This is a genomic window from Chromobacterium sp. CCUG 30098, from assembly GCF_059916605.1.
On sequence record NZ_JAUCGS010000019.1, the window covers coordinates 16,160 to 40,130 of the forward strand.

Genomic DNA, 23,971 nt, shown 5'->3' on the forward strand with positions numbered 1-23,971 from the left:
TCCGCTGGCCGGCTAGTCCAGCGGGATGTAGACTTCGCCGCGCATCAGCGGCCTGGCGGTGCGGGTCATCACCACTTCGCTGATGGTCCAGCCGTATTCGTCCGAGTGGCCCAGCACCGCTTCCACCGTTTGTCTGCCGCTGGCGTGGCTGAAGGTCAACGGCATGCCGCGCACCGGCGCGCCGGCCACTTGCTGCGGCAGCGTGCCTTCGGTGGCGCAGGCGCAGGCCAGCGCGATGGCGCCGGTGCCGGTGTAGGCGTGGTGGAGCGAGCGGCCGGAGGTCAGGATGCGGGCGTTGATCTGGCAATCCTCGTCCCGGCTTTCCGATAGCAGGCTGATCCGAGGCGAACCGGGCCGTTCCCGCCGGGCGGCGAAAATGTCGGGCGCCAGGCCCATGACCACGGCGGCGATTTCCCGCGCCCATTCCAGCCGGTGGCGCGCGGCCTCCGACAAGGCCGCCATTTCTTCGTCGCCCTTGAGGCCGAAGTCCCGGGCGCGGACGAACACCGTGGGATTGCCGGCGTCCACCAGGGTGGCTTCCACCCGGCTGCCGTCCGGCAGCGTCAATTCGTCCACCAGCTTGCCGGTGGGGTAGAGTTCGCCGGAGCTGCCGCCGGCCGGGTCCAGGAAACGCAGCCGGATCGGCGCGCCGGGAAAGGCGACGCCGTCGATGCGGTAGTCGCCTTGCCAGACCGGCTGGCCGTGCATGATTTCCAGTTCGGCGACGATGCGCTTGCCGACATTGGCTTGCCAGATGCCGATGGAGGCCACGCCGTCGCGCGGCTCCACCAGTTTTTCCATCACCGCGAACAGCGGCACCGCGGCGCTGAGGTTGCCGCAGTTGCCGGACCAGTCTATCAGCGCGTGTTCTATCGATACGTGGCCGAACAGGCAATCGACGTCGCAATCGTCGCGCCGCGACGGGCTGAGTATCATCACCTTGCTGGTGCTGGCCCGGCCGGTGCCCAGGCCGTCGATCTGCTTGCCATGAGGGTCCGGGCTGCCGATGGCGCGCAAGAGCATGCGTTCCCAGGAGGAGGTGTCCTCGGGCAGCGCATCGGCGCGGATGAACAGACCCTTGCTGGTGCCGCCGCGCATCAGCGTGGACGGCAGACGGTAGATCGCGGCCATGTCAGTGCGTCTCCAGTTGCTCCTTGCGGACGGCGATGGCGCGGGTCCGGGCGCGATCTATCGCTTCCGGCAGCGTGCGCTTGTCTTCCCACTGGCGGGCGATGCCGCCGGCGTCCACCGCCAGCGCCGCGTCCAGCAGCGCGGACAGGTAGTCCGCCTGCGGATAGGGCCGGTCGTGGAAGCCCAGGCGTCCGCGCGCGTCCGCGCGGCAGGCGTCCAGCATCAGCAAGAAGCGTTCCGGCCGCCGCAAGGCGTCGGTTTGCTTGAACAATCTCAATATTGTGCTTGGCTTCAATTCGAAAGCACAGTGTACTTTGGTATGGCTCAACAGCGTGACGCGCGCCAGATCGCGACAGTCGGCCGGCACCCGCAAACGCTGACACAGCGTCAGCAGCGGGGCTTCGCCGGCGGCCTCGTGGCCGATGTGGCGCGGCAGCATGTCCGCCGGCGTCAGCGCCTTGCCCAGGTCATGGGTCAGCGCGGCGAAGCGCGCCGCCAGCGGCAGGCCTTGCTCGGCGGCGCAGTCCAGCGCCCGCATCACGTGGTCGCCGGTGTCGATTTCCGGGTGGTGGTCGGCCCGCTGCGGCACGCCGAACAGCGCATCCAGCTCCGGTAGCACGCGGGCGAGGGCGCCGCAGGCGCGCAGGACCAGGAACATGCGCGACGGCTGCTCCTCCATCAGGCCCTTGGCCAGCTCCTGCCACACCCGCTCAGCCACCAGGGCGTCGGCTTCGCCGTCCGCCACCATTTGCCGCATCAGCGCCATGGTGTCCTCGGCCACGGCGAAGCCGAAACGGGCGGCGAAGCGCGCCAGCCGCAGGATGCGCACCGGGTCTTCGGCGAAGGCGGGGCTGACGTGGCGCAGGACGCCGGCCTCGAGATCGCGCTGGCCGTGGTAGGGGTCGATCAGGCTGCCGTCCGCCGCCTCGGCGATGGCGTTGATGGTCAGGTCGCGTCGGGCCAGATCCTGTTCCAGCGTCACGTCCGGCGCGGCGTAGACGGCGAAGCCGTGGTAGCCCTTGCCGGTTTTGCGCTCGGTGCGCGCCAGCGCGTATTCCTCGTGGGTGTCCGGGTGCAGGAACACCGGAAAGTCCTTGCCCACCGGCTTATAGCCCAGCGCCAGCAGGTCTTGCGGGCTGGCGCCCACCACCACCCAGTCGCGGTCTTTCACCGGCAGTTTCAGCAGGCGATCGCGCACGGCGCCGCCGACGATATAGCATTGCATTGATCCGTTTCCCGTTCAGCGCGCGATCTGGCGGCGGTAGGCGGACATCTGCAGATTGAATTCCTCCGTGCCCAGCAAGGCCGGCGCCAGCGCTTCCAGCGCCGTGGGGCTGAAGCCCAGCAGAGCGGCGGGGAAGGGCTGGTCGCTGACATTGTCCACGCTCAGCGAGCGCACATTGTCGCGGCTGATCAGCGCCGGTCCGGGCAAGCATTCCATCAATGCGGCCTGCAGCATGGCCAGGCCCTGCGGCAGCGCGATTACCGGACGCGGTTTGCCGATATGACGGCCCACCAGGCTTACCAGCTCGGCCAGCGTGTAAACGCCGGGGCCGGCCAGGTCCAGGCTTTGGCCGATGGCGGCGCGGCGCGACAGGCAGGCCGCCACCGCGTGGGCGACGTCGCCGGCCCAGATCGGCGCGAAGCGCGTCTTTGCGCCGGCCAGGGGCAGAAAGGGCGCTTTGCGCAGCAGGCTGGCGAACATATTGAGGAAGCTGTCGCCGTGGCCGAACACCACGGACGGCCGCAAAAGGGTCCATTCCAGGCCGCTTTCGCGCACGCGCGCTTCGGCGCGGCCCTTGCTTTGCTGGTACAGGCTGGGGCCGCGTTCGTCGGCGCCCAGCGCGCTGATGTGGATCAGCCGGCGCACGCCCTGGCTGCGGCAGGCCGCGATCACCTTCTCGGTCAATTGCACATGGGCTTTGTCGAACTGCGCGGCGCTGCCGTGCAGGATGCCCACCATATTGATCACCGCGTCGTGGCCGGAAATCAGTTGTTCCAGCGCTTCCGGACGGTGGATGTCCGCTTCCACCAGCTGCGCGCCGGGCAGCACCAGCAGCGAGGCCTTGGCGCGTTCGCGCCGGCGGGTGGCGATGGTCAGCTGGCAGTCTTGTTCGGTCAGCCGTTCCGCGATGTAGCTGCCGATGAAGCCGCTGCCGCCGATGGCGCAGATGCGTTGGTAAGTCATGGGTTCCCTTTCTTCGAGCCTGTTCAAAGCCTGCTGCGCGTCGTCGATACGGCGTTAAAAACGATTTCGAAATGCTCATGCATCGCATGTACATTCCGCTTTCTCTATCGTTTTCGCCTTGTCTCGCTCTCGCTCGCTAGCCCTTGAACAGGTTCTTTATGGTACTTGTGGGAGGGCGCGCCGCCCTTGGGCGGCGCAGGCTTTCAGCGGGACGGCACCACGCCCATCCGGTTTTTCAGCGAGATGTTGGCGTGGCCGAAGGTGCTGGAGTAATAAGCGGCGTTGGCCATCACTTTCTGCACGTAGTCGCGGGTCTCGGTGAAGGGGATGGTTTCGGCGTAGATGGTGCCGTCCAGCGTGCGGTCCGCCTGCCAGGCGCGCGCGCGTCCCGGGCCGGCGTTGTAGGCGGCGGTGGCCATCACTTCGTTGCTGGACAGGCTGTCCAGCACGTAGCGCAGATACCAGGTGCCCAGCTGCACATTGGTTTCGATGTCGTTGACCGCGTATTGGCCCAGGCCGATTTTCTTGGCCACCCATTTGGCGGTGGCCGGCATCAGCTGCATCAGGCCGGAAGCGCCGACGCCGGAGCGCGCCATGGTGATGAAGCGGCTTTCCTGGCGGATCAGGCCGTAGACCCAGGCGTCGTCGATGTCCAGTTGCTTGGCGTAGCGCTGGGTGACGTCGCGGTAGGGCGTCAGGTAGCGCAAGGAGTAATCGTGTTCTTCCTTGGTGCGTTCGGCGCTGTAGATGGCCATATCGTAGAAGCTGGCGCGGCGGCCCACTTCGGCGGCGGCCAGCAGTTCGATGTCGCTGCGGTTGCGCATCGCCCAGCGCCATTCACGCTGCGCGTCGGCGCGGAACTCGGGCTTGACGTGGCGTTCGGCCAGCTCCAGCAACGCCAGCGCGCGTTTGATCGCCGGCTCCTCGCTCATCTGCTTGATGTCGTCCTTGGCCGGGCCGCTTTTGCTGGCCGGGGTGGACAGGCTGTTGCCCAGTTCTTCCAGCGACAACAGCGCGTAGTAGTTGTGGCCGATGCTGGCCTGGCTGAACAGCGGCGTCGCCTCGTTCTGCCGGCCCAGCTGTTGCAGCGAGCGGCCGCGCCAGTAGCGCCAGGCCGGTTTGGCGCCGACGGTGGCGGGCATGGCGCGGATGATTTTCTCCAGCTGGGTCCATTGCTCCAGGCGCAGCGCCGAGCGCGCCCACCATTCCCATTGCTCGGAGGTCAGCTGGTCGGCGTCGGCCTTGTCGAACCACTGCAGCGCTTGCGCCGCCTGCTGTTTGCGCGCGGACAGCAAGGCCAGTTGGCCCCAGGCGAAGCCGGCGCGTTCCTTGCTCAAGGACTTTTCGTGATCGAGCAGTTTGCCCAGGCCGTTGCTGATATTGGCCTTGCCCTTGATCACGATGTCGTAGACCGCCGCTTCCTGGCCGCCGGGGGTGGACAGATCGGCGTTGGCCGGCTTGCTGAGCGCGGCGTTGTCCAGCGGCAGGCCGGTGTTGGCGGCCAGTTGGCGCGCCTGGCTCAGGTAGTTGCCGGCCAGGAGCAGGCGGGCGCGCTGCCACAGCCAGTCGCGCTTCACGACGCCGCGGCGCGCGGCCTCGGCGATCAGGCGGTTGCAGCCTTCCGGCAACGGACGGCTTTCCAGGAAGCGGTCCAGATCCGTCGGCGCCTTGCCCTGATTCAGCTCGTTGAGCTGACCGTAGCAGCTGGATTCTTCGTCCCGGCCTTCCGGCGGCAGTTTTTTCCACTCCGCGGCGAAACGGCTCCAGCTTTCGCGCGCGGCCAGCTTTTTCAGCCATTCGTTGCGCACGCGCTCCGGCATCAGGCCTTCGTCCACGCGGGCCAGGAAGTTCTGGGCCGGGCCGTCGTCGTCGCCGTCCAGCGCCTTGAGCGCCAGCCAGTAAGCCGGGTAGTCCTTCAAGGGGTAGTTGGACGGCATGCCGCCCGCCAGGCTGGCCAACTGGCCCTGCTTGTTGCCGCGAAAGGCGTCGCGGGCGGCGATCAGTTCGTCGTCGGCGCCGGCGAAGGCGGGCAGGGCGGCCGTCAGCGCCAGGCTGAGGGCGAGCATGCGGCTGGGGGCGGTGAATGTCATAGGGTTCATGATCCGGTTTCGTCTTTATTATCCGGCGCGGGGCGCCGCTTTGGTTCAGACCCGCGCGCGGCGGGTAAATTCTTCGCGTCCTATTTGCGCCAGAAGGCCGGCGTGAACAGGATCAGCAGGGTAAACACTTCCAGCCGGCCCAGGAGCATGGCCAGGCTGCAAGTCCATATCTGGAAGTCGGACAGCGACGCGTAGTTCGACGCCGGCCCGACCACGCCGAGCCCGGGCCCGGCATTGTTGATCGAGGCGATCACCGCGGTGAAGGCGCTGAGAAAATCCAGGCCGCTGGCGATCAGCGCGAAGCTTAGTATCACTATGCACATGCAGTAGACAAATATGAAGCCCATTACCGACAGCATCACGTCTTGCGGCACCACTTTGCCGCCTATTTTCACCGGGCGCACCGCCGCCGGATGCAGCAGCCGCGTCATTTCATTGACGCTTTGCTTGCTCAACATCAGGGTGCGCACCATCTTGATGCCGCCGCCGGTGGAGCCGGAGCAGGCGGTGACGCTGGACAGGAAGAGCATCCACAATGGCACGAAGATAGGCCAGCGCGCGTAGTCCACGCTGGCGAAGCCGCTGTCGGTGGCGATGGAGATCAGATTGAAGCTGACGTGGCGCAGCGCGGTGGGGAAGTCGTAGACGCGGTGGGCCCACAGATAGGCGCTCATCGCCAGAATGCTGCCCAGCAGCAGCCACAACATGGCCTTGGCCTCCGGGTCGCGCAGATAGGCGCGCAGCGAGCGCTGACGCAGCGCCAGGAAGTGGGTGGCGAAGTTCATCGCGCCGACTATCATGCCGAAGCTCAGGATCAGTTCCACCGGCAGGGAGTCGAATGCGCCCACGCTGCTGTCCCGGGTGGAGAAGCCGCCCAGGGACAGCGCGGCGAAGGCGTGGCACACCGCGTCCAGCCAGCTCAGGCCGGCGGCTTTCAGGGCCAGGGCCACCGCCAGCGTCCAGCCGCTGTAGACCAGCCACAGGTTCTTGGCGGTTTCGGTGATGCGCGGCGCCAGCTTGCTGTCCTTCATCGGCCCCGGCGTTTCCGCCTTGTACAGCTGCATGCCGCCGATGCCGAGGATGGGCAGGATGGCCACCGCCAGCACGATGATGCCCATGCCGCCCATCCAATTGAGGAAGTGGCGCCAGAAGTTGAGCGAGGCCGGCAGGGCGTCCAGGCCGCTGATCACGGTGGAGCCGGTGGTGGTGAGGCCGGACATCGCCTCGAAGAAGGCGTGGCTGAAGGACATGTCCGGCCGCGCCAGCATGAAGGGGAAGGAGGCGGTGATGGCGAAACCCACCCACAGCGTGGTGACCAGGATGAAGCCGTCGCGCGGCTTCAGTTCGCGCTGGTAGCGCCGGGTGGCGGACCACAATGCGAGGCCGATGGCCAGGCCGGCCACGGCGGCGGTGACGAAGGTGTCCAGCGCGCCGTCGCGGTACAGGATGGAGACCAGCGCCGGCGCGAGGAAGGTGCAGGAGAACAGCATGATCAGCTTGGACAGCACATAGAGGATGGCGAGTATCTTGCGCATGTCTCAGTCCCGCGGCTGGTAGAACTCGAGCGGCAAGCCGTCCGGATCCGCGCAGAAGAAAAAGCGCGCGCCGGTGTATTCGTCCACGCGGACATCCTCCACCGCCACGCCCTCGGCCAGCAGGCTTTGGCGACAGGCGGCGAGGTCGGCGCAGGCGAAGGCCAGGTGGCGCAGGCCGCAGGCTTCCGGCCGCGTGGGGCGCGGCGGCGGCGAGGGAAAGCTGAACAGTTCCAGCTGGCCGCCGCCCGGCGCGGCCAGGTCCAGCTTCCAGGACTGGCGCTCGGCGCGCCAGTGCTCGGCCAGGATGGGCAGGCCGAGGACGCGGTGGTAGAAGTCGCGCGAGCGGGCGTAATCGGAGGCGATGATCGCCACGTGGTGCAGGCCGGTCAGATGCATGGTCACAGAAAGCCCAGTTTGACCTGAATGAGTTTTTCCACCTGGCGGATCACCCGGCGGCGCGACAGGAAGATGATCAGATGGTCGCCGTTTTCCACCGTCAGATCGTGGTGCGCCATCAGCACCTGTTCGCCGCGGATGGCCGCGACGATGTGGCTGCCGTGCGGCATGTCGATCTGCTCGATGCGGCGGCCGGTCAGCCGCGATTGCTGCGCGTCGCCGTGGATGATGACTTCCATCGCCTCCGACGCGCCGCGGCGCAGCGGATGCACCGCCTCCACGTCGCCCTGGCGGATATGGGCCAGGATGGAGCCTATGGTGGACAGGTGAGGCGAAATCACGATGTCGATGCGGTGGCCTTCCAGCAGGTCCACATAGCTGGTGCGGTTGACCAGGGCCACCACCCGGCGCGCGCCCATGCGCTTGGCCAGCAGCGTGGACATGATGTTGTCCTCGTCGTCGTTGGTCAGCGCGCAGAACACGTCCATCTCGTCCACGTTCTCGGCGTCCAGCAGCTCTTCGTCGGTGGCCTCGCCGCGCAGCACCAGCGCGTGTTCCAGCCGTTCCGCCAGCCATTGCGCGCGTTCCGGCCGCGCTTCTATCACTTTGACGCTGAAATCGTTCTCCAGCAGTTTGGCCAGCCGGTAGCCGATATTGCCGCCGCCGGCGATCATGATGCGCCGCAAGGGCCGCTCGCTGAAGCGCAGCTCCTTGAGCATGGCCTGCACGTGCTCGCGCGCGGCGACGAAGAAGACCTCGTCGCCTTCCTCCAGCACGGTGTCGCCGTCCGGCACCAAAAGCGTGTCCCGGCGGTGGACGGCGCAGACGCGGCAATCCGCGTCCGGCATGTGTTCGCGTATATGGCGCAGCGGCATGCCCAGCAGCTTGCCGCCGGAGTGGGCGCGGGACACCACCAGTTGCAGCTTGCCGTCGGCGAAGTCCAGCACTTGCAGCGCGCCGGGGTAGGCGAACAACTGATAGATGTGGTCGGTGACGATCTGTTCCGGACAGATGGCGGATTCGATGCCGAAGTGGGCGAGCGGATCGCCGTGCTCGGATTCCAGGTAGTCGCTGGAGCGGATGCGGGCGATGCGGGTGGGGATGTTGAAACAGGCTTCGGCCATTTTGCAGGCCACCAGATTGGTTTCGTCGTCGCGGGTCAGCGCCAGCACCATGTCGCTGTCCGCCGCGCCGGCATCGGCCAGCACCTGAGGATGGGCGGCGTTGCCGGCCACGGTGCGGATGTCCAGCCTGTCCTGCAGCTGTTTGAGCCGCGCGGCGTTTTGATCCACCACCGTGATGTCGTTGTTTTCCGAAAGCAGGTTTTCCGCCACATTGGCGCCGACCTGTCCGCCGCCGAGAATCAGAATCTTCACCGCGTTGGCCTGATTGTTGGTTTGTTTATGCAATTTTAACGGTTAGCGCGGCCGCTTGCTTGTCGATTAAAAAAGCAAATCAGCAGCCTTGCCACAATCAATTAGACGAATTTGCTCTCAGCTATCAGAATGCACCCATCGATTTATTAAACCTGTCAGTCAATCCAAACAAGGAGTCTCGCCATGTTGCAAAACCGTGAAGGCCAACGCGTACCGAATGTCACTTTCCGTGTTCGTGACAACAACGAGTGGAAAGATGTCAGCACCGCCGAACTGTTCGACGGCAAAACCGTAGCGGTGTTCTCGCTGCCGGGCGCGTTCACCCCCACATGTTCCTCCACCCACCTGCCGCGCTTCAACGAGTTGGCGCCGGCCTTCTTCGCCAGCGGCGTGGACGCCATCCTCTGCGTATCGGTCAACGACACCTTCGTGATGAACGAATGGGCCAAGGATCAGGAAGCGCAGAACCTGGTGATGATCCCGGACGGCAACGGCGATTTCACCGCGGGCATGGGCATGCTGGTGGATAAGCAGGACCTGGGCTTCGGCAAGCGCAGCTGGCGCTACTCCATGCTGGTGAAGGACGGCGTGGTGGACAAGATGTTCATCGAGCCGCAAGAGCCGGGCGATCCGTTCAAGGTGTCCGACGCCGACACTCTGCTGAACTACGTCAATCCCAGCGCCAAGAAGCCGGACCAAGTGGTGGTGTTCTCCAAGACGGGTTGCCCGCATTGCGCGCGCGCCAAGGCGGTGCTGAGCGAAAACGGCTACGACTTCGTCGAAGTGCCGCTGGATAACAAGGTGCGCGGCAAGGTGCTGGGCGCCGTGGCCGGCAAGATGACCGCGCCGCAGGTGTTCATCAACGGCCAGCTGATCGGCTCCGCCGACGAAGTGGAAAAGTACTTCTCCAAGTAAGCCTCAACCGTGTTCGTCCCCGGTGGCTCGGGCCCTGATGCCACCGGAGTTGTTGCGGGCCGGATGCTCCGTCCGGCCCTTTTTTTACCGGGATACGAGACGGCATGCCCAGCGTGCCGTGCCGTATCCCGATACCGAAAGGAATGAAATGCATACCTTGAACATCGATGTCGCCGTGATCGGCGCCGGCACCGCCGGCCTCGCAGCCTACCGCGCCGCCAAGGCTCGCGGCGCCAGCGCCGTGGTGATTGAAGGCGGTCCTTACGGCACCACTTGCGCCCGCGTCGGCTGCATGCCGTCCAAGCTGCTGATCGCCGCCGCCGAGGCCGCGCACGAACTGCGTCACAGCGCGCCTTTCGGCGTACATGTGGACGGGGACGTGCGCATCGACGGCCGCGAGGTGATGGACCGCGTCAAGCGCGAGCGCGACCGTTTCGTCGGCTTCGTGCTCAAGGGCGTGGAAAGCATTCCGCCGCAAGACCGGCTGCGCGGCTACGCGCGCTTCATCGACAACACCACCTTGCAAGTGGACGAGCACACGCTGGTGCAGGCGCGCCGCGTGGTGATCGCCACCGGTTCCTCGCCCTTGATCCCGCCGCCGTTCCAGGTATTCGGCGATAGATTGATCATCAACGACGATGTGTTCGATTGGGACACGCTGCCGGACAGCGTGGCGGTGTTCGGCCCCGGCGTCATCGGTCTGGAACTGGGGCAGGCGCTGTCCCGCCTGGGCGTCAAGGTTCGCGTGTTCGGCCGCGGCGGCGGCGTCGGCCCGCTGTCGGACCCCGCTGTGCGCGACTACGCCAGCCGGGCGCTGGGCCGGGAGTTCTATCTGGACCCGGACGCCAAGGTGCTGGAAATGGGCCCGGTCGACGACAAGGCGCAAATCCGCTACGTCAATCTGGACGGCGAAGAAGTCTGCGAGCGTTTCGATTACGTGTTGGCCGCCACCGGCCGGGCGCCCAATGTGCGCGGTCTGGCGCTGGAAAACGCCGGCCTGGAACTGGACGCGGGCGGCGTGCCCAAGTTCGATCCGCGGACGCTGCAGTGCGGGAATTCGCCGATTTTCATCGCCGGTGACGCCAACAACATCCTGCCGCTTTTGCACGAGGCCGCCGACGAAGGCAAGACCGCCGGCGACAATGCCGCGCAGTATCCGGCGGTACAGCCCGGCCTGCGCCGCTCCAGCATCGCCGTGGTGTTTTCCGATCCGCAGATGATGATGGTGGGCAGCCGCTTCGCCGATTTGCCGGCGGATGGCTTCGTGGCGGGCGCCGTCAGTTTTGAAGACCAGGGCCGCAGCCGGGTGATGGGCGTCAACCAGGGCCTGCTGCATGTGTACGCCGAGCGCGGCAGCGGCCGCTTCCTGGGCGCGGAAATGATAGGTCCGCGCGCCGAGAACCTGGCTCACCTGCTGGCCTGGAGCCATCAGCAAGGCCTGACCGTTACCCAGATGCTGGAGATGCCCTTCTATCACCCGGTGATAGAAGAAGGCTTGCGCACCGCGCTGCGCGACGCCGCCGCCAAGCTGGCGCAAGACTGAGTCTTGCCGGCGGCATTCCCAAGCGGGATGTCGCCGTTTTTCCGCCCGTCCATGGTCCCCGCCATGGCGGGCTTTTTTGCGTCTGTCTAAGACCCGCTAACCAAACCCCTGATCCTGTGTTGCGCCTCCTTGTCGTACGGCTGGCGCTGCCTGCGTCGGCGCGCCTTGGCTCAGCTACGCTGCGCGGCTTGTTAGCGGCTCTAAGTGGAAGGCCATGAGTGAAATCCTCAACAATTCTAAATATTAATATATTAATTATTTAGAATTATTGATTTTTTTGAAGTGATGTGACTGAGGCTTGTTGTGCGTTTTATATTTGTGAATATTGAAATGGAATTGGTGTGTTTGTTGTTTTTTTAGGAAAAATCCTATTGTAGGCGTTCTTGCGAAAAAGCAAGATGACATCGCCGCGGATCAATAAGCGGATGTCGCCGGAATGAGGCGGCTGTCTTGCAAGAAAACATCGTTTAATGCGAATGATTTGATTGCGAACTTTCATCTAATTGGAGGTTGAATCGTGAAGAAGCAGAATATGATTTTGGTGGTGGCCACGGTTTTTGCCGGAGCCGCTCAATGGGCTGCGGCAAATAGCGCGGATTTGCTGATTACCGGCAAATTGGTGCCGCCCGCGTGCACGCCGGCTTTGAGCGGCGGCGCGGTGATTGATTATGGCGATATCCCGGTATCCAACCTGAGAAATGGCGCCGCGTACACGCTGGAAGATCGTGATGTCAGCCTGACGGTAACCTGCCAGGAGGATACCGCGCTGGGCATCCGCATCACCGATGCCCGCGCGGAGAGCAAGCCCTTGCTGGGAGGCGAAATTCCGCAACCGGTCAAGCATTCTCAGTCCAATCTTATTGTTGCTTCCAACAATAACCAAACCATGGGTTTGGGAAATGACGGAGCAGTGGGCAAGCTTGGCGTGTGGTGGATGACTATTGATAAAACCAAGCTGAAAGCAACCAATAGCCAGTCCGAAGAAGTAAGCGAGCCAAAATTGTTGTTCTCGGCCAATAATGGTATGAGTTGGGGGGAAACTATCGCCGCACCGCTGGATCCGCATTTTGCCGGAGCCGGGGTAGGGGCTTTCGCGATCAAGAGAATTGGGTCATCTAGTCCTGCTGTGGCTTCCATTCACGAGTTTCCCATGGTGGTGGGGGCGGCGTTGAATGCCAAGGAACGCTTGAATTTGAAGGGTGACACCAAGCTGGACGGCAAGGGTACTTTCACTATTTATTACCAGTGATTCACCCAGGCGAACCGGCGCTGAATAAGTCTTGATTTAGCGCGCTTGAATACGGGCCGGCGGCATGCTTGCCGGCCCGGTTGATACGGCTTGGCGTGGTGAATAAACGCCGTCCTTGATGGAAAAGAGTTGCATATGTTGCATGCGCTGAATGTGTTCGCCGTCGCGGTCCGCGGCGGCGCTATGGCCGGCGCCTTGGCGCTGGCCCTGCTGCCCGCGGCGGCCTGGTCCGCCGGCGTGGTGCCGGAAACCTCGCTGGTGGTGGTGGAGGAAGGCGATGGCGAGGGCGTGATCAACGTCAAGAATACCGACGCCCACGCCAGTCTGATGTATGTCCGGCTGGAAAACCTGCCCGAGGACCCGGAGCAGCTATTGCTGGCGACGCCGCCGATTTCCCGGGTGGAAGGCGGGGAGAAACAACTGGTCCGCTTTTTGTTGAAATCGCCGCAGCCGCTGCGGACCGAGCGGTTGATGCGGGCGTCTTTTGAAGGCATTCCCGCAGTGCCGGCCGACATGGGGCATCGCATTCAGATGACTTTCAATCAGAACCTGCCGGTGTTGATCCGTCCCAAGGGCCTGCCGCGCGAGCGGGAGCCGTGGGTCAAGCTGCAGTGGGGCCTGACGGAAGACGGCCGGGTGGAAGTCAAAAACGACAGTCCTTACGTGGTGCGCCTGTCCACGCACAAGGTGGAGTTGCAGCCCGGCAAGCAAGCGCTGGAGCTGCCCAAGGCCTATATCCTGCCCGGCGAGCGCTTGCAGCTGGCGTCGGCCGGCCAGACGCCCTTGGACGCCACTCACGTCAAGCTGTGGCCGGCGACCAGCTACGGCTATGCGGTGGACTCCTTTACCGCAGCCTTGAACTGAGCGGCCTAGCCCGTGATGAAATATCGCCAAGCAATCGCCGCCGCGCTATGCGCATCCATGCCGGTGCTGGCGGCGAACGCGCCATTCGCGCTGACGGCCGAGGTGGTGCCGCCCAGCTGCACGCCCGGCTTTTCCCATAACGGCATGGTCGATTACGGCCTCATCCCCTGGTCGGCCTTGAATCCAGGCGCGACGCTGTTGGGCGAGCGGGAGATCAGCTTGCATGTGCAGTGCGATCAGCCGGCGCTGGTGGGTTTGAGCATACGGGACAACCGCGGCGACAGCCGCGCCGGCATCGCCGCCATGGCCGGGCTTCAGACGACGGGGGCCGCATCGCCGTCGCTGCCGGCGGAGGCGGAGCAGACTCTGGGCCTGGGCCGGGACAGCCGCAAGCAAGCGCTGGGCTATTGGTGGCTGAGCCTGATCGAGGCTCATGCGGACGAGCGTCCGGCGACGCTGATGCGCAGCGCCGGCCGGCAGGAAGGCTGGTCGCAGGCCGGCGGCGAACCGCTAAACCTGCGTTACGGCTATGCCTTGGGCTCGCCGCAGCGTCAGGCGCTGCAGCCGGCCGGCACCCACGTGTTCAAGCTGCGCGTCGGCGCGGCGCTCAGGGGGCGGCAGGCGCTCAGCGCGCGCGAACCGGTGCGCTTGGACGGCCACGCCACTGTCACGGTCTTCTATCCCTGACGTCTCCATCCATCCAATCTTGGGTCCTGTTAGATGAAGTGTTCAATTGAATGGCTGCTCAGACCCATTCCGCTATTGCTGTGGCTGGCCGGGGCGTTCCCGACGGCGTCGCTGGCGGAGACCGGGGCGCGCGACGCGCCCGGCGAGGGCGTGCAGTTTGACCTGGGCGTGTTGAAGGCGAGCGGCATCGATCCCGGCGTGGCGGAGTACTTCAGCCTGGGCGCGCGCTTTGCGCCGGGCAGGAATCGGGTGTCCTTATTCGTCAACGGCGCCGGTCGCGGCGGCGCCGAGGTGAGCATAGACGATGGCGGCCGCCTGTGCGTCGACGAGGGATTCTGGACGGCAGCCGGCTTGCTGCCCGCGGACGGCCAACCGCCGGCGGAGGCGGGCTGCCGCGAGCTGACGGCTTTTTATCCGCAGGCGGTGGTCAAGCTGCGGCCGGAGCTGGCGCGGGTGGACATCCTGGCGCCCAGCGGCGCCTTGCGGCGCGAGCAGGAGCCACTGGGCGGCTACGACAGCGGCGGCATGGCCGGCCTGTTCAATTACGAGGTGTTGGCCATGCGCAGCAGCGGAGGCGGGCGGAGCCAGCAGTATCTGCAAGGTTTCACGGAAATCGGCTTCAATTGGCGGGACTGGATGGTGCGCAGCCGGCAAAACTTCGCGCGCAACGAGGCGAGCAATCGTTTCCAGTATCTGTACAGCTATGCGCAGAAGACCCTGGTGGACAGCAAGGCCATCCTGCAAGTGGGCGAGTTGTCGCTGAACAACCCCCTGTTTGCCGGCGTGAATTTCTCCGGCGCGCAGTGGCTGCCGCAAGGAGCCTTGCTGCCGCGCGGCAATCAGCCGCAGGTCAGGGGCATTGCCCAGAGCGAGGCCCGGGTGGAGGTGAGGCAGGCCGGCGCTTTGGTGTACAGCACATTGGTGCCGCCCGGCGCTTTCGAATTGAACGATGTGCCCATCCTGTCGGCGGGCTTCGATCTGAATGTCACCGTCACCGAAAGCGATGGCGGCCAGCACGCCTTCACCGTGCCGGCGGCGGCGTTTTTCGCCAGCCCGGGCGGCGACGTCGAGGGCTTCAATATGGCGGCGGGCAAGATGCGTCAGTTTGGCGGCCAGGACGGCGACACGCCGTGGTTGTTCTCCGGCAGCCGCAGCTGGCGGCTGGGCCGGGAGCTGGACCTCAGCCTGGGCGGCCTGTGGTCCGAACGCTTTCATTCCGTCGGCGGAGCCTTGTCTTATTTGTTGAGCCCCGGGCTTGTGGCCGGCATGCGCGCGGTGGCTTCCCGCGACGGCGAGGCGGGGCGGAGCGGCGCGCAATACAGCGCGTCCTTGAGCGCGAGCTGGGGCGAGCGCCTGTCCGGCGCGCTGAACCTGAGCCGGCAGAGCGCCCACTTCCGCACGCTGTCGGATTACGCGGCTCGTCAACAAGAGGCGCCGGCCGCGCTGACGCAGTACGGTCTGTCCTTGTCCTACCACCATGAACTCATGGGCGCGTTCAGCCTGGGCGCGACCCGCTCGCATCACGGCGGCGACGCCTCGCAGCGCTTGAACGGCGGCTGGTCGCGGCGGATGTGGGGCGCCAATGTCTCTTTGAACGTGGGCCGAGATTTGAGTCGGGGCGCGGGCGCGCATCGCAATCAGTTTTACTTGAACGTGGATCTGCCGCTGGAGCGCGCCAGCCTGAGCGCGTATCTGCAACGCTATGGCCAAAGCCAAACTTTGGGGACCAGCTACCGCGAAGTCGTCAGCGACAGCTTGAATTACGGCGTGGCGGTGGATCGCGACGCGGACCGGAACAGCACCGGCTTCAACGGCAATCTGCACTGGATTCCGCGTTACGCCCAGCTGGGCCTGGGCATGAGCCAGCGCGGCGGCGCGCAGTCGTACAACGCCAGCCTGCGCGGCGGCGCGCTGCTGCATGAGGGCGGACTGACCTTCTCTCCCTATCCGCTGCGCGACAGCGTCGGGGTGCTGTCGGTGGGCGGCTTGCCCGGCGTGAAGTTCAGCACGCCCAGCGGCCCGGTGTGGAGCGATGGCGACGGCCATGCGGTATTGGCCAATCTGAACGCTTACGCCGATACCCGAGTGGAACTGCAGACGCCTAGCCTGCCGCGCAATGCGGACGTGGCGAACGGCTTGAAAGTGGTGCGCGCCGGACATGGCTCGGTCAGCCGGGCGGAGTTCTCGGTGCTCAAGACCCAGCGCTTGCTGATCCAGATCGCGGCGGAGGACGGCGAAGCCTTGGCGTCCGGCCTGAGCGTGGTGGATGGGGAAGGGCGTTTCATCACGCTCACCGGGAGCGGGGGCGAGGTGTTTCTGGATCAGGCGACCGCGCGGAACGGGCTGTATGTGGAGTCTCCGCCAAGGCGGCGCTGTCGCTTGGACTATGTCTTGCCGGACGAAGACGTTTCCGCCTTGTACCAAACCGTCAGGGCGCGCTGCGCGCTGGGTTCGCCGCTTGAAGCGGACGCGTCGGAGCGCGGCGTCGGAGACCGAGGAGTTGAGGGATGAGCATGGGGAAATGGGTTTTGATGGCGCTGGCGGCCTTGAGCGCGGGCGCGGCGGCCGAGGAAGAGCCGTGCACGTTGAGCTTGAGCGCGTCCAATCTGGACTATGGCGTGCTGCCCGTGGCGGCCTTGCGAGAGGGCTTCGGCCGGGGCGCGCCGGGGGGCGGTCTAGAGGCGCGTACCTTGAGTTTGCAGGCCGTTTGCGAAGGGCCCCGGGCTTTGGCCCTGCGTTTCAACGGCCCGGCGGCGGACGCGGCCTCGTTCCGCTTCGGGCCTCAGGGCGCGGCGCGTCTGATCTTGCGCGCGGCGACGCTGGATGGCCGCGACGCCTATTTCCGCGTGGAGGGGGAGAGCGGCGGCGAGCGCCTGCGCTCGGCCCCGCTACGCCCCGGCCAACTGGTGCGGGTGTATCCGGACAGCGGCGGCGGGACGGGGCGGGCCTTGCGCTTGGAGCTGGAAGTCCAGCCGCTCTTGCCGGCCAGCGCGACGCATGCCCGCGAGCGGGAGCGCTGGCGGATGGACGGAGTGTTCGAACTGCAGGCCTCCGCCGCGGAATGAAGCGCCGGTCTCAGTCGCGCAGCGCGCGCAGCCAGTCCAGCCGCTGTCGCCAGATCACCGGCGCGGCGCTGAGCAGGTGCAGGGTGGCCAGGATGTTGAGCGCGGCGGTGGCCAGCAGCAGGATGGCGATGCTGTCGTAAAGCTTCAGCGCCAGCGCGCTGCCGATGGCGGCGGCCACCATGTAGAAGCCGTTGGCGATATTGTTGGCGGCCACGGCCTGAGAGCGGAAATCGTCCGGGCTGGCGGTTTGCAGCCAGGTGTACAGCGGCACGGTGAAGAAGCCGCCGAAGAAGCCCAGCAGCGCCACGTCGACCATATTGCGCCAGCTGCCGGCGCGGGCCAGGTAATCGGCGAGGCCGATCAGCTCGCCGCGGTAGTGCGGCAGCGCGGACAGCGCCAGATCGCCGCCGAACAGCGTCATGCCGACGCTGCCCACCAGCACCATGCCCAATTGCAGTTTGCCTTGCGACAGCTTGGCGCACACCACCGAACCCAGGCCGATGCCGATGGAGAACAAGGCCAGCAGCAGGGTGTAGACGGCGGCGTCCCCGCCCAGATGCAGGCGGGTGAAGGTGGGCAGCTGGGTGGTGTAGACCGCGCCCATCAGCCAGAACCAGGAAATGCCGAGGATGGCGCAGCGCACGTCGCGGAGGCGCCAGGCGTCGCGCATCAGCAGCACGGAGTCTTTGAGGAAGTTGAAGGACAGCTTCAGCTGCGGCGCGCCGGGCCGGGCTGGCGGCATCTCGCGGCTGGCGCCGTAGCCCAGCATGGCGGTGGCCAGCAAGGTGGCGGTGATCAGCAGAGGGCCGCCGGTGGTCAGCATGCTGCCGCCGATCTGGCCGATCAGGATGGCGAGAAAAGTGCCCATCTCGATCAGGCCGTTGCCGCCCACCAGTTCTTGTTCTTTCAGATATTGCGGCAGCACCGAGTATTTGAGCGGGCCGAAAAAGGCGGAGTGGGCGCCCATCAGGAACAGCGCGGAAAGCAAGAGGCCGGCGGAGTGCAGGAAGAAGCCGGTTCCGGCCAGCAGCATGATGGCGATCTCGGCCAGCTTGATCCAGCGGGCGATGGCGGCCTTGTCATAGCGCTCCGACAATTTGCCGGCGGTGGCGGAAAACAGGAAAAAGGGCAGGATGAACACGCCGGCGGCCAGATTGACCAGTTGTTCCGGCGGCAGCCCGGCCAGGCTGAGTCCGTGAAAGCTGATCAGTACCACGATGGCGGTTTTCAGCAGATTGTCGTTGAAGGCACCCAGGAACTGGGTGCCGAACAGCGGGAAGAAGCGCCGGGTGGCGAAGAAGGAAAAGCCTGCTTTCACGGGGATGCCGATCTTGTGTCATGAGCCGGAAACGCATGCTAGCGGATTCGCGCCGGCCTGTCAGCCGAGCGGCGGCGGGTTTTCCGTATAATGCGGCGCATGAAGCTACGTCTGTGTTGTTGCCTATTGATCTGCCACGCGGCCTGGGCCGGCGAGCTGTCGTCGCGGCTGGACGCCGCCTTGGCCGAGTCGCGGCCGGCGCGGTCTTTGGCGCTGACGCGGATTCAGTCGCTGGACGAGGGGCTGATCGCGCCGGCGTCGTTGCAGCCGGCCTGGTCCCGCTACAGCCTGCGCGCCTTGCGGCAGCTGGAGGCGCACGAGCGTCGCTGCGAGGGGGATCTGTCTGCCCTGCCGGCGCTGTGGCGGGATTTCGAACGTCGGCGCTGCGCGGACGGACGTCTGCCGGACGACTGGCTGCGCCTGCATCCGGTTCATCCCTTGGGCGGCAGCAGCGCCGCGCACTGGCGGCAGGGCCGGCCGCGGGCGGCGGTGGCGGACTGGCTGCATGTGCGCGAACGCGACGACGATCTGGGGCTGTTGGGCGGGCTGTCGGACGACAATCTGGACGCCTTGCTGGCCGGCGCGCGTTGGCTGTGGCAGGACGGCGCGCTGTGGCGGCTGCGGGACGGCCAATGGCGGCTGTACCCGGCGGCCGCCTGGCGGGACCGGGCGGAAGCGGCCGGGGTCAGGGTGTCCGCGGCCGGCGCGGGCGCCTGCGCTGAGCGCCAGGACGGACTGTGCTTGAACCCGACGCCGGCGCCGGCCTGGCCCTGGCGGGCTTTACTGGCGGGCCTCGCCGGGCTGGCGCTGGCCGCCGGCGGCTGGCTGGCCTGGCAGTGGCGGCGCCTGGAACGGGAGCGGCGTTTCGCCTTGCAGATGCTCACTCATGAATTGCGCACCCCCATCGCCGGCCTGGCCGGCGTGGTGGAGGGGCTGCGCCGGGATTTCGACCGCCTGCCGGATTCCGCTCAAGATCAGTTCGGACATTTGGCCGGCGGCGTCAGCCGCCTGCGTCAGTTGGCCGAAGCCAGCCGCCATTACTTGTCCGCCGAACGCCTGGACGAAGGGAGGCAAGCGGTGCGGCTGGCGGAATGGCTGGACGCGATCACGGAGCGGCATCAGGCCGCGTTTTGTCTGAATGAGGACGCGACCGTGCTGTTGCCGGCCTATTGGCTGGGCTTGTGCCTGGACAATTTGCTGGCCAATGCGCGCCGGCATGGCCGGCCGCCCTGGCGCGTGCTGGCGGATTGGGACGGCCGCAATTTGACGCTGACGGTGTGCGACGGCGGCCGCCTGAGGGATTACCGGCTGCGCCGACTGGCGCGGCGCGACGGCGGCGGCGAGGGCATGGGGCTGGGCCTGGCCATCGTCCGGCGGGTGCTGAAGCGGCTGGGCGGCCGGTTGAGCCTGTCCGGGCCGCCCACGCGCTTTAGCTTGCAACTGCCCGTCAAGCGGGCGCCGCGACAGGATTCCCCGCGATGAACACCTTGCTCTTGATTGAAGACGACGCAACGCTGGGCGACGGCCTGAGCCGCTTTCTGGAGGACGCGGGTTATCGCTGCCTGTGGCTGCGGCGGGCGGAGGACGCGGCCGCGCAGTGGCTGCGCGCCGATCTGGTCATCCTGGACCGCAGCCTGCCGGACGGCGACAGCCTGCGGCATTTGCCCGGCTGGCTGGCGCAGAAAGCCTTGCCGGTGATCGTGCTGACGGCGCGGGTGGAGGTGGGCGACCGGGTGGCCGGGCTGGAGGCGGGCGCGCGCGACTATCTGAGCAAGCCTTTCGCCCATGCCGAGTTGCTGGCGCGGATTCGCGCCCAGTTGCGGCCTTTGGGCGACGGCAGCCTGAGTCTGGGGGCCTTGAGCCTGCAGCCGGCTAGGCAATCGGCGAACTGGCAAGGACGGGAGGTGGCGTTGACGCGCACCGAGTTCGAACTGCTGGCGTTGTTGGCGCGCATGGCCGGACGGGTGATGAGCCGCGACGAATTGCTGAATCAGGTCTGGGGTTACGACAGCTTTCCGTCCACGCGCACCGTGGACACTCACATCCTGCAACTGCGGCAGAAGCTGCCCGGCATCGCCATCGAAACCGTGCGCGGCGTCGGCTACCGTTTGGAGAAGAACTGATGCTGCGCGCATGGTGTTTGTGGCTGGCGCTGGCCGCGCCGGCCGTCGCGGATCCGCTGGCGGCCTTGAACCGCGCCTTGCTGGGCGCGGACGACGCGGCCGCCTGGCAGGCGCTGTCCGAAAGCTGGCCGGCCTTGCGCAGCCAGGCGCAGCGGCAAGCCTGGGCGCAGGCCTTGGCGGCGCTGAGCGCCGAGCACTGCGGCAAGGACGCGCCGCTGACGCTGCCGGCCTGGCTGCCGCAACTGACGCTGGAGCTGGCGCAGCGCGATATGCCGCTGGCGCGTGCCTACCGGGTGGTGCTGAGCGGCCGCGGCGCGCTGGAGGACGCCCGGCTATTGGACGCACAGGGGCATGATCTGCTGCGCGGCGGCTTGCTGGAGCGGGAAGACGGCCAAGGCTTCCGCCTGGAAAGCGCGGACCTGAGCCGGCCCCTGGCAGCGGGCGCTTACCGCTTGCAGCTCAGCGCCGCCGGCCGGCAATGGCAGGCCGAGCTGGCCTTGCCTGAGGTGGCCAATCTGGATTGGCTGTCGCGCAGCCCGCTGGCGGTGTCGCGCTTGCCGCCGCCGCGCGCGGCCTGCGCCCAGCCCTGGCTGGAGCAATCGCTGTTGCGTCGCAGCGACTACGGCTTTGTCTGGTGGCGGCGGCGCGAGCTGGGCGAGGCGCTGCGCTGGCCGCCCGGCCGGGGCGAGCTATGGCAGAGCGTGGCCCTGGTGCGCGCCGAGGCGCGCGGCCAATTGGTGTTGAGGCTGGCGCACCGTCAGGTGGGGCCGCGCTGAAATCCTGACATTGGCCTGACAATCGGGGCGGCCTTTGCCTTTTTAATCTCTCCGTCTTGATTCCCATACGGAGAGTGCCCGCAATGCCGATATCCCCTCATTCCCTTGTTTTTGCGCTGGCGGCGATGTGTCTGCCCCTGAGCGCCTGGGCGCAGATCCGGCTGGAGAACGCGCAATGGAGGGTGGCGCTGGACCCGGCCACCCTGGCGGTGACCGCGACGCCGGCCGGACAGCCGCCGCTGGCGGTGTCGAGCGGCGGCCCGGCGCGCGCGGTGGCGGATCTGAACGCGGACGCGGCCGGCGCCGCCTGGTCCTGGGAGCGCGGCCGTTATCGCTTGAGCGCGCGCCTGGATGGCCCGGACCTGACGCTGACGGTTCAGGCCGGAGCCGGCGCCGCGGAGACCGTGCCGCTGCTGCGGCAGCCGGCGGCGGCGATGGGGCGCGGCTTGCTGCTGCCCTTGGCCGAGGGCAGTTATGCGCCGGCCGGCGACCCGCTGTGGCTGGATTTCCTGCCGCGCTTTGCCGGCGACGGGCTAAACACCTCGGAAAACCTCAGCCTGCCCTTGTGGGGCATGGACTATGGCGCGAGCAGCCTGCATTGGCTGCTGCTCAATCCCTTCAACAACCGTTTGAAGGTAAGCCGGGACGGCGCCGGCCTGGGGCTGGCGCTCAGCCATGATTTCAACGCCTTGAACCGGCGGGAGCCGATGACCTTGCTCTTGCACCTGGCGGACGGGGACCTCTTGGCCGGGGCCAAGCGTTATCGGCAATGGCTGATCGGGGCGGGGCGTTTCGAAAGCCTGGCCGACAAGATGCGCGCGCAGCCGGAAACCGCCAAGCTGGTGGGCGCCAGCCATGTCTATCTATGGGGCAACGATTTGCTGGGCGCGGAGGATGTGCGCGACTGGGGACGCTGGCTGAGCTTGCTGCGCGGCGACAGCGCGCTGGCGCGGCGGCTGAGAGGGCGCTTCGACGCCGAAGCCGCCGCGGCGCTGCGGACGGCCTCGGCCCGGCCCGACGCCTACCAGCGCCGGGTGCTGTTGGCGGCCTTCAATCAGGCGGCCACGGCGGAGGCGCGCGCCGGCTGGTTGAGCGCCGCGCCGGCGTGGAACAAGCTGGCCGAGCCTTACCGCCGCCTGCGGCGCGAGGTGAGGGAAGTGTTCGGCGCAGCCTTGGGCGAGCCTGACGATTGGGGCGGCGGCTTGTCGCTCCGCACACTGCGGGCCTTGCGCGCGGCCGGCCTGGAGCGCCTGTGGCTGGGCATGGACAATTGGGAGGGCGGCTTGTGGCAGCCGCAAGCGATGAAGGCGGGCGTGCGCGCCGGCTATCTGATGGCGGCCTACGACTCCTATGAAACCGCCTTGCCGCCGGGGCAGCGCGAGGATTGGCTGACGGCGCAGCAGGGCGCCGCCGCGTACCGGAACTGCGGCATTACCTTGGCCAGCGGCCGGCGCAAGAGCGGATTCCAGCAGTCCGGCTATTACACCAACCCGGATTGCGTGCGGCCGGTCTTGCGTCAGCGCAGCCAGGCGCTGCATCAGGCGCTGGGTTTCAACAGCTGGTTTCTGGACGCCTACGCCACCGGCATGGTGTTCGACGATCACAGCCCCGGCCGGCGGACCAGCCAGGCCGGCGTGGCGGCCGGCAATGAACGCAGCATGGCCTGGGTGCGGGACCGCTTCGGCGTGCCGGTGGGTTCGGAAAACGGCAACGCCGCCACCTCGCGCGGCATCGCCTTCGCGCACGGCATGCAGGTGCCGGTGCTGGGCTGGGGCGATCCCGATCTGCAGAAAAATCCCAAATCGCCGTACTTCCTGGGCCGCTGGTTTCCGGCGAATCAGCCTGAGGTGTTTTTTCGCTCCGTGCCCCTGAAACAGCCGTATCTGAATATTTACTACCAGCCGGGCTACCGCTTGCCGCTCTACCAGGCGGCGTTCCACGACTCCATCGTCACTAGCAATCACTGGCTGTACGACAACCTGAAGTTCAGCAACGCCTATGCCGACAATCTGCTGACGCAATGGCTGTACAACACGCCGCCGCTCTGGCACCTGAGCGCGGAGAGCCTGGAGAAGCGGCTACCGCTGATGCGCTGTGCCGATCAGGTGTTCCGGCCGCTGCACCGGCAACTGGCGACCCAGGCCATGACTGGTTTTGCCTGGCTGACGCCGGACCGCTTGTCGCAACAGACCCGCTTTGCGGACGGCAGCCGCTTGACGGTGAATTTCAGCGCCGAGCCGCGGCAGCTGGAAGGACGCGAACTGGCCGGCCGGGCGATGCGGGTGCAACTGTCCGGGCAGCCGGAGCGCACGGTTTCCTTAAAGGATTGCGAGCCGGCTCCGGCCTGATGGACCGCGGTTTGGCCCGGTGTTCCGCAGGCATGAGTTAAATGCATTGATTTAATCGTCTATCTGATTTTTACACATGTCATAAAAATATCGTGCCACACAGCGCATTGGCAAAATGACAACGCGCCGCTGTAAACGCCACAGCGGCGGCCTGCGCGCCGCCATCGGGCGTAAGCCTTTGCCGGCGGCCTTTCCGGCCGCTGGCGGCGCGGCGGTTTTCATCCAGAACGCCGCCGTGGGCGGAAAGACGGTATGTGACGATTCATGATGTCGATTGACCGTCTGTAATAAATGCTCCAAGCATCGTGTCAGGCCATATGACAAATAGTCTGCGGCTGGATGATCTGCCGAAAGCGTG

Annotated in this window: 19 protein-coding genes; 11 read left to right on the forward strand and 8 right to left on the reverse strand. The window is 66.3% G+C overall.

The genetic code is table 11. The features are described 5' to 3' along the window. Positions 1-12 precede the first annotated feature (12 nt). From QUG03_RS22900 to trkA, 7 genes are all read right to left on the reverse strand, one after another. Positions 13-1,131: a 2-methylaconitate cis-trans isomerase PrpF family protein gene (locus QUG03_RS22900; protein WP_486636988.1), complete on the reverse strand. Its 1,119-nt coding sequence runs from the start codon at positions 1,129-1,131 to the stop codon at positions 13-15. A 1-nt stretch (position 1,132) separates the two neighbouring features. Further along, positions 1,133-2,356: a multifunctional CCA addition/repair protein gene (locus QUG03_RS22905; RefSeq protein WP_500821085.1), complete on the reverse strand. Its 1,224-nt coding sequence runs from the start codon at positions 2,354-2,356 to the stop codon at positions 1,133-1,135. Between the two features lie 15 nt (positions 2,357-2,371). Continuing rightward, complete coding sequence (locus QUG03_RS22910) at positions 2,372-3,319, reverse strand: complex I NDUFA9 subunit family protein (protein WP_500821086.1); 948 nt, start codon at positions 3,317-3,319, stop codon at positions 2,372-2,374. Positions 3,320-3,522: 203 nt separating this feature from the next. Next, positions 3,523-5,418, reverse strand: coding sequence for a lytic transglycosylase domain-containing protein (locus tag QUG03_RS22915; protein WP_500821087.1), 1,896 nt, complete (start codon positions 5,416-5,418; stop codon positions 3,523-3,525). Positions 5,419-5,498: 80 nt separating this feature from the next. Continuing rightward, complete coding sequence (locus tag QUG03_RS22920; protein ID WP_227103684.1) at positions 5,499-6,953, reverse strand: TrkH family potassium uptake protein; 1,455 nt, start codon at positions 6,951-6,953, stop codon at positions 5,499-5,501. Positions 6,954-6,956: 3 nt separating this feature from the next. After that, positions 6,957-7,349 (reverse strand): SMU1112c/YaeR family gloxylase I-like metalloprotein, encoded by a 393-nt coding sequence (gene gloA2 / locus QUG03_RS22925; protein WP_199226016.1) that lies wholly within the window; start codon positions 7,347-7,349, stop codon positions 6,957-6,959. Between the two features lie 2 nt (positions 7,350-7,351). After that, the gene (gene trkA, locus QUG03_RS22930; RefSeq protein WP_107801804.1) at positions 7,352-8,725 is read right to left on the reverse strand and encodes a Trk system potassium transporter TrkA; all 1,374 of its coding nucleotides are present in this window, start codon (positions 8,723-8,725) and stop codon (positions 7,352-7,354) included. A gap of 183 nt (positions 8,726-8,908) precedes the next feature. Here trkA and QUG03_RS22935 point away from each other — a divergent pair, with 183 nt between their 5' ends. The 7 genes from QUG03_RS22935 to QUG03_RS22965 all read left to right on the forward strand — a co-directional run bounded on the left by QUG03_RS22935 (position 8,909) and on the right by QUG03_RS22965 (position 17,048). Next, the gene (locus QUG03_RS22935; protein ID WP_500821088.1) at positions 8,909-9,640 is read left to right on the forward strand and encodes a glutathione peroxidase; all 732 of its coding nucleotides are present in this window, start codon (positions 8,909-8,911) and stop codon (positions 9,638-9,640) included. A 148-nt stretch (positions 9,641-9,788) separates the two neighbouring features. Continuing rightward, positions 9,789-11,183, forward strand: coding sequence for a dihydrolipoyl dehydrogenase (locus QUG03_RS22940; RefSeq protein ID WP_500821089.1), 1,395 nt, complete (start codon positions 9,789-9,791; stop codon positions 11,181-11,183). Between the two features lie 517 nt (positions 11,184-11,700). Further along, on the forward strand, positions 11,701-12,432 hold the full coding sequence (locus QUG03_RS22945) for a DUF1120 domain-containing protein (protein ID WP_500821090.1): 732 nt from the start codon (positions 11,701-11,703) through the stop codon (positions 12,430-12,432). Between the two features lie 135 nt (positions 12,433-12,567). After that, a complete protein-coding gene (locus QUG03_RS22950; RefSeq protein WP_500821091.1) occupies positions 12,568-13,296 on the forward strand; it encodes a fimbria/pilus chaperone family protein in 729 nt (242 codons plus the stop codon). 15 nt (positions 13,297-13,311) lie between these two features. After that, a complete protein-coding gene (locus QUG03_RS22955; protein WP_500821092.1) occupies positions 13,312-13,983 on the forward strand; it encodes a DUF1120 domain-containing protein in 672 nt (223 codons plus the stop codon). Positions 13,984-14,016: 33 nt separating this feature from the next. Continuing rightward, complete coding sequence (locus QUG03_RS22960) at positions 14,017-16,494, forward strand: fimbria/pilus outer membrane usher protein (RefSeq protein ID WP_500821093.1); 2,478 nt, start codon at positions 14,017-14,019, stop codon at positions 16,492-16,494. Next, entirely contained in the window at positions 16,491-17,048 is a 558-nt protein-coding gene (locus tag QUG03_RS22965; RefSeq protein WP_500821094.1) for a DUF1120 domain-containing protein, read from the forward strand. Before QUG03_RS22960 ends, QUG03_RS22965 begins: the two co-directional genes overlap by 4 nt. Before the next feature lie 10 nt (positions 17,049-17,058). Here the strand turns inward: QUG03_RS22965 and QUG03_RS22970 are convergent, their stop codons facing one another. Continuing rightward, positions 17,059-18,366 carry an MFS transporter gene (locus tag QUG03_RS22970; RefSeq protein WP_235089064.1) on the reverse strand — a complete coding sequence of 436 codons (1,308 nt, stop codon included), beginning with the start codon at positions 18,364-18,366 and terminating at the stop codon, positions 17,059-17,061. A 99-nt stretch (positions 18,367-18,465) separates the two neighbouring features. On the opposite strand from QUG03_RS22970, the gene QUG03_RS22975 reads away from it, so the two are divergent. The 4 genes from QUG03_RS22975 (at position 18,466) to QUG03_RS22990 (ending at position 23,613) form a co-directional block, all read left to right on the forward strand. After that, positions 18,466-19,848 carry an ATP-binding protein gene (locus tag QUG03_RS22975; protein ID WP_500821095.1) on the forward strand — a complete coding sequence of 461 codons (1,383 nt, stop codon included), beginning with the start codon at positions 18,466-18,468 and terminating at the stop codon, positions 19,846-19,848. Further along, positions 19,845-20,489, forward strand: coding sequence for a response regulator transcription factor (locus tag QUG03_RS22980; RefSeq protein WP_107799444.1), 645 nt, complete (start codon positions 19,845-19,847; stop codon positions 20,487-20,489). Before QUG03_RS22975 ends, QUG03_RS22980 begins: the two co-directional genes overlap by 4 nt. Next, the gene (locus QUG03_RS22985; protein WP_235089059.1) at positions 20,489-21,265 is read left to right on the forward strand and encodes a DUF2861 family protein; all 777 of its coding nucleotides are present in this window, start codon (positions 20,489-20,491) and stop codon (positions 21,263-21,265) included. The genes QUG03_RS22980 and QUG03_RS22985 overlap by 1 nt, the downstream gene beginning before the upstream one ends. A gap of 83 nt (positions 21,266-21,348) precedes the next feature. Next, on the forward strand, positions 21,349-23,613 hold the full coding sequence (locus QUG03_RS22990; protein ID WP_500821096.1) for a glycoside hydrolase: 2,265 nt from the start codon (positions 21,349-21,351) through the stop codon (positions 23,611-23,613). The last annotated feature ends 358 nt before the right edge of the window (positions 23,614-23,971 follow it).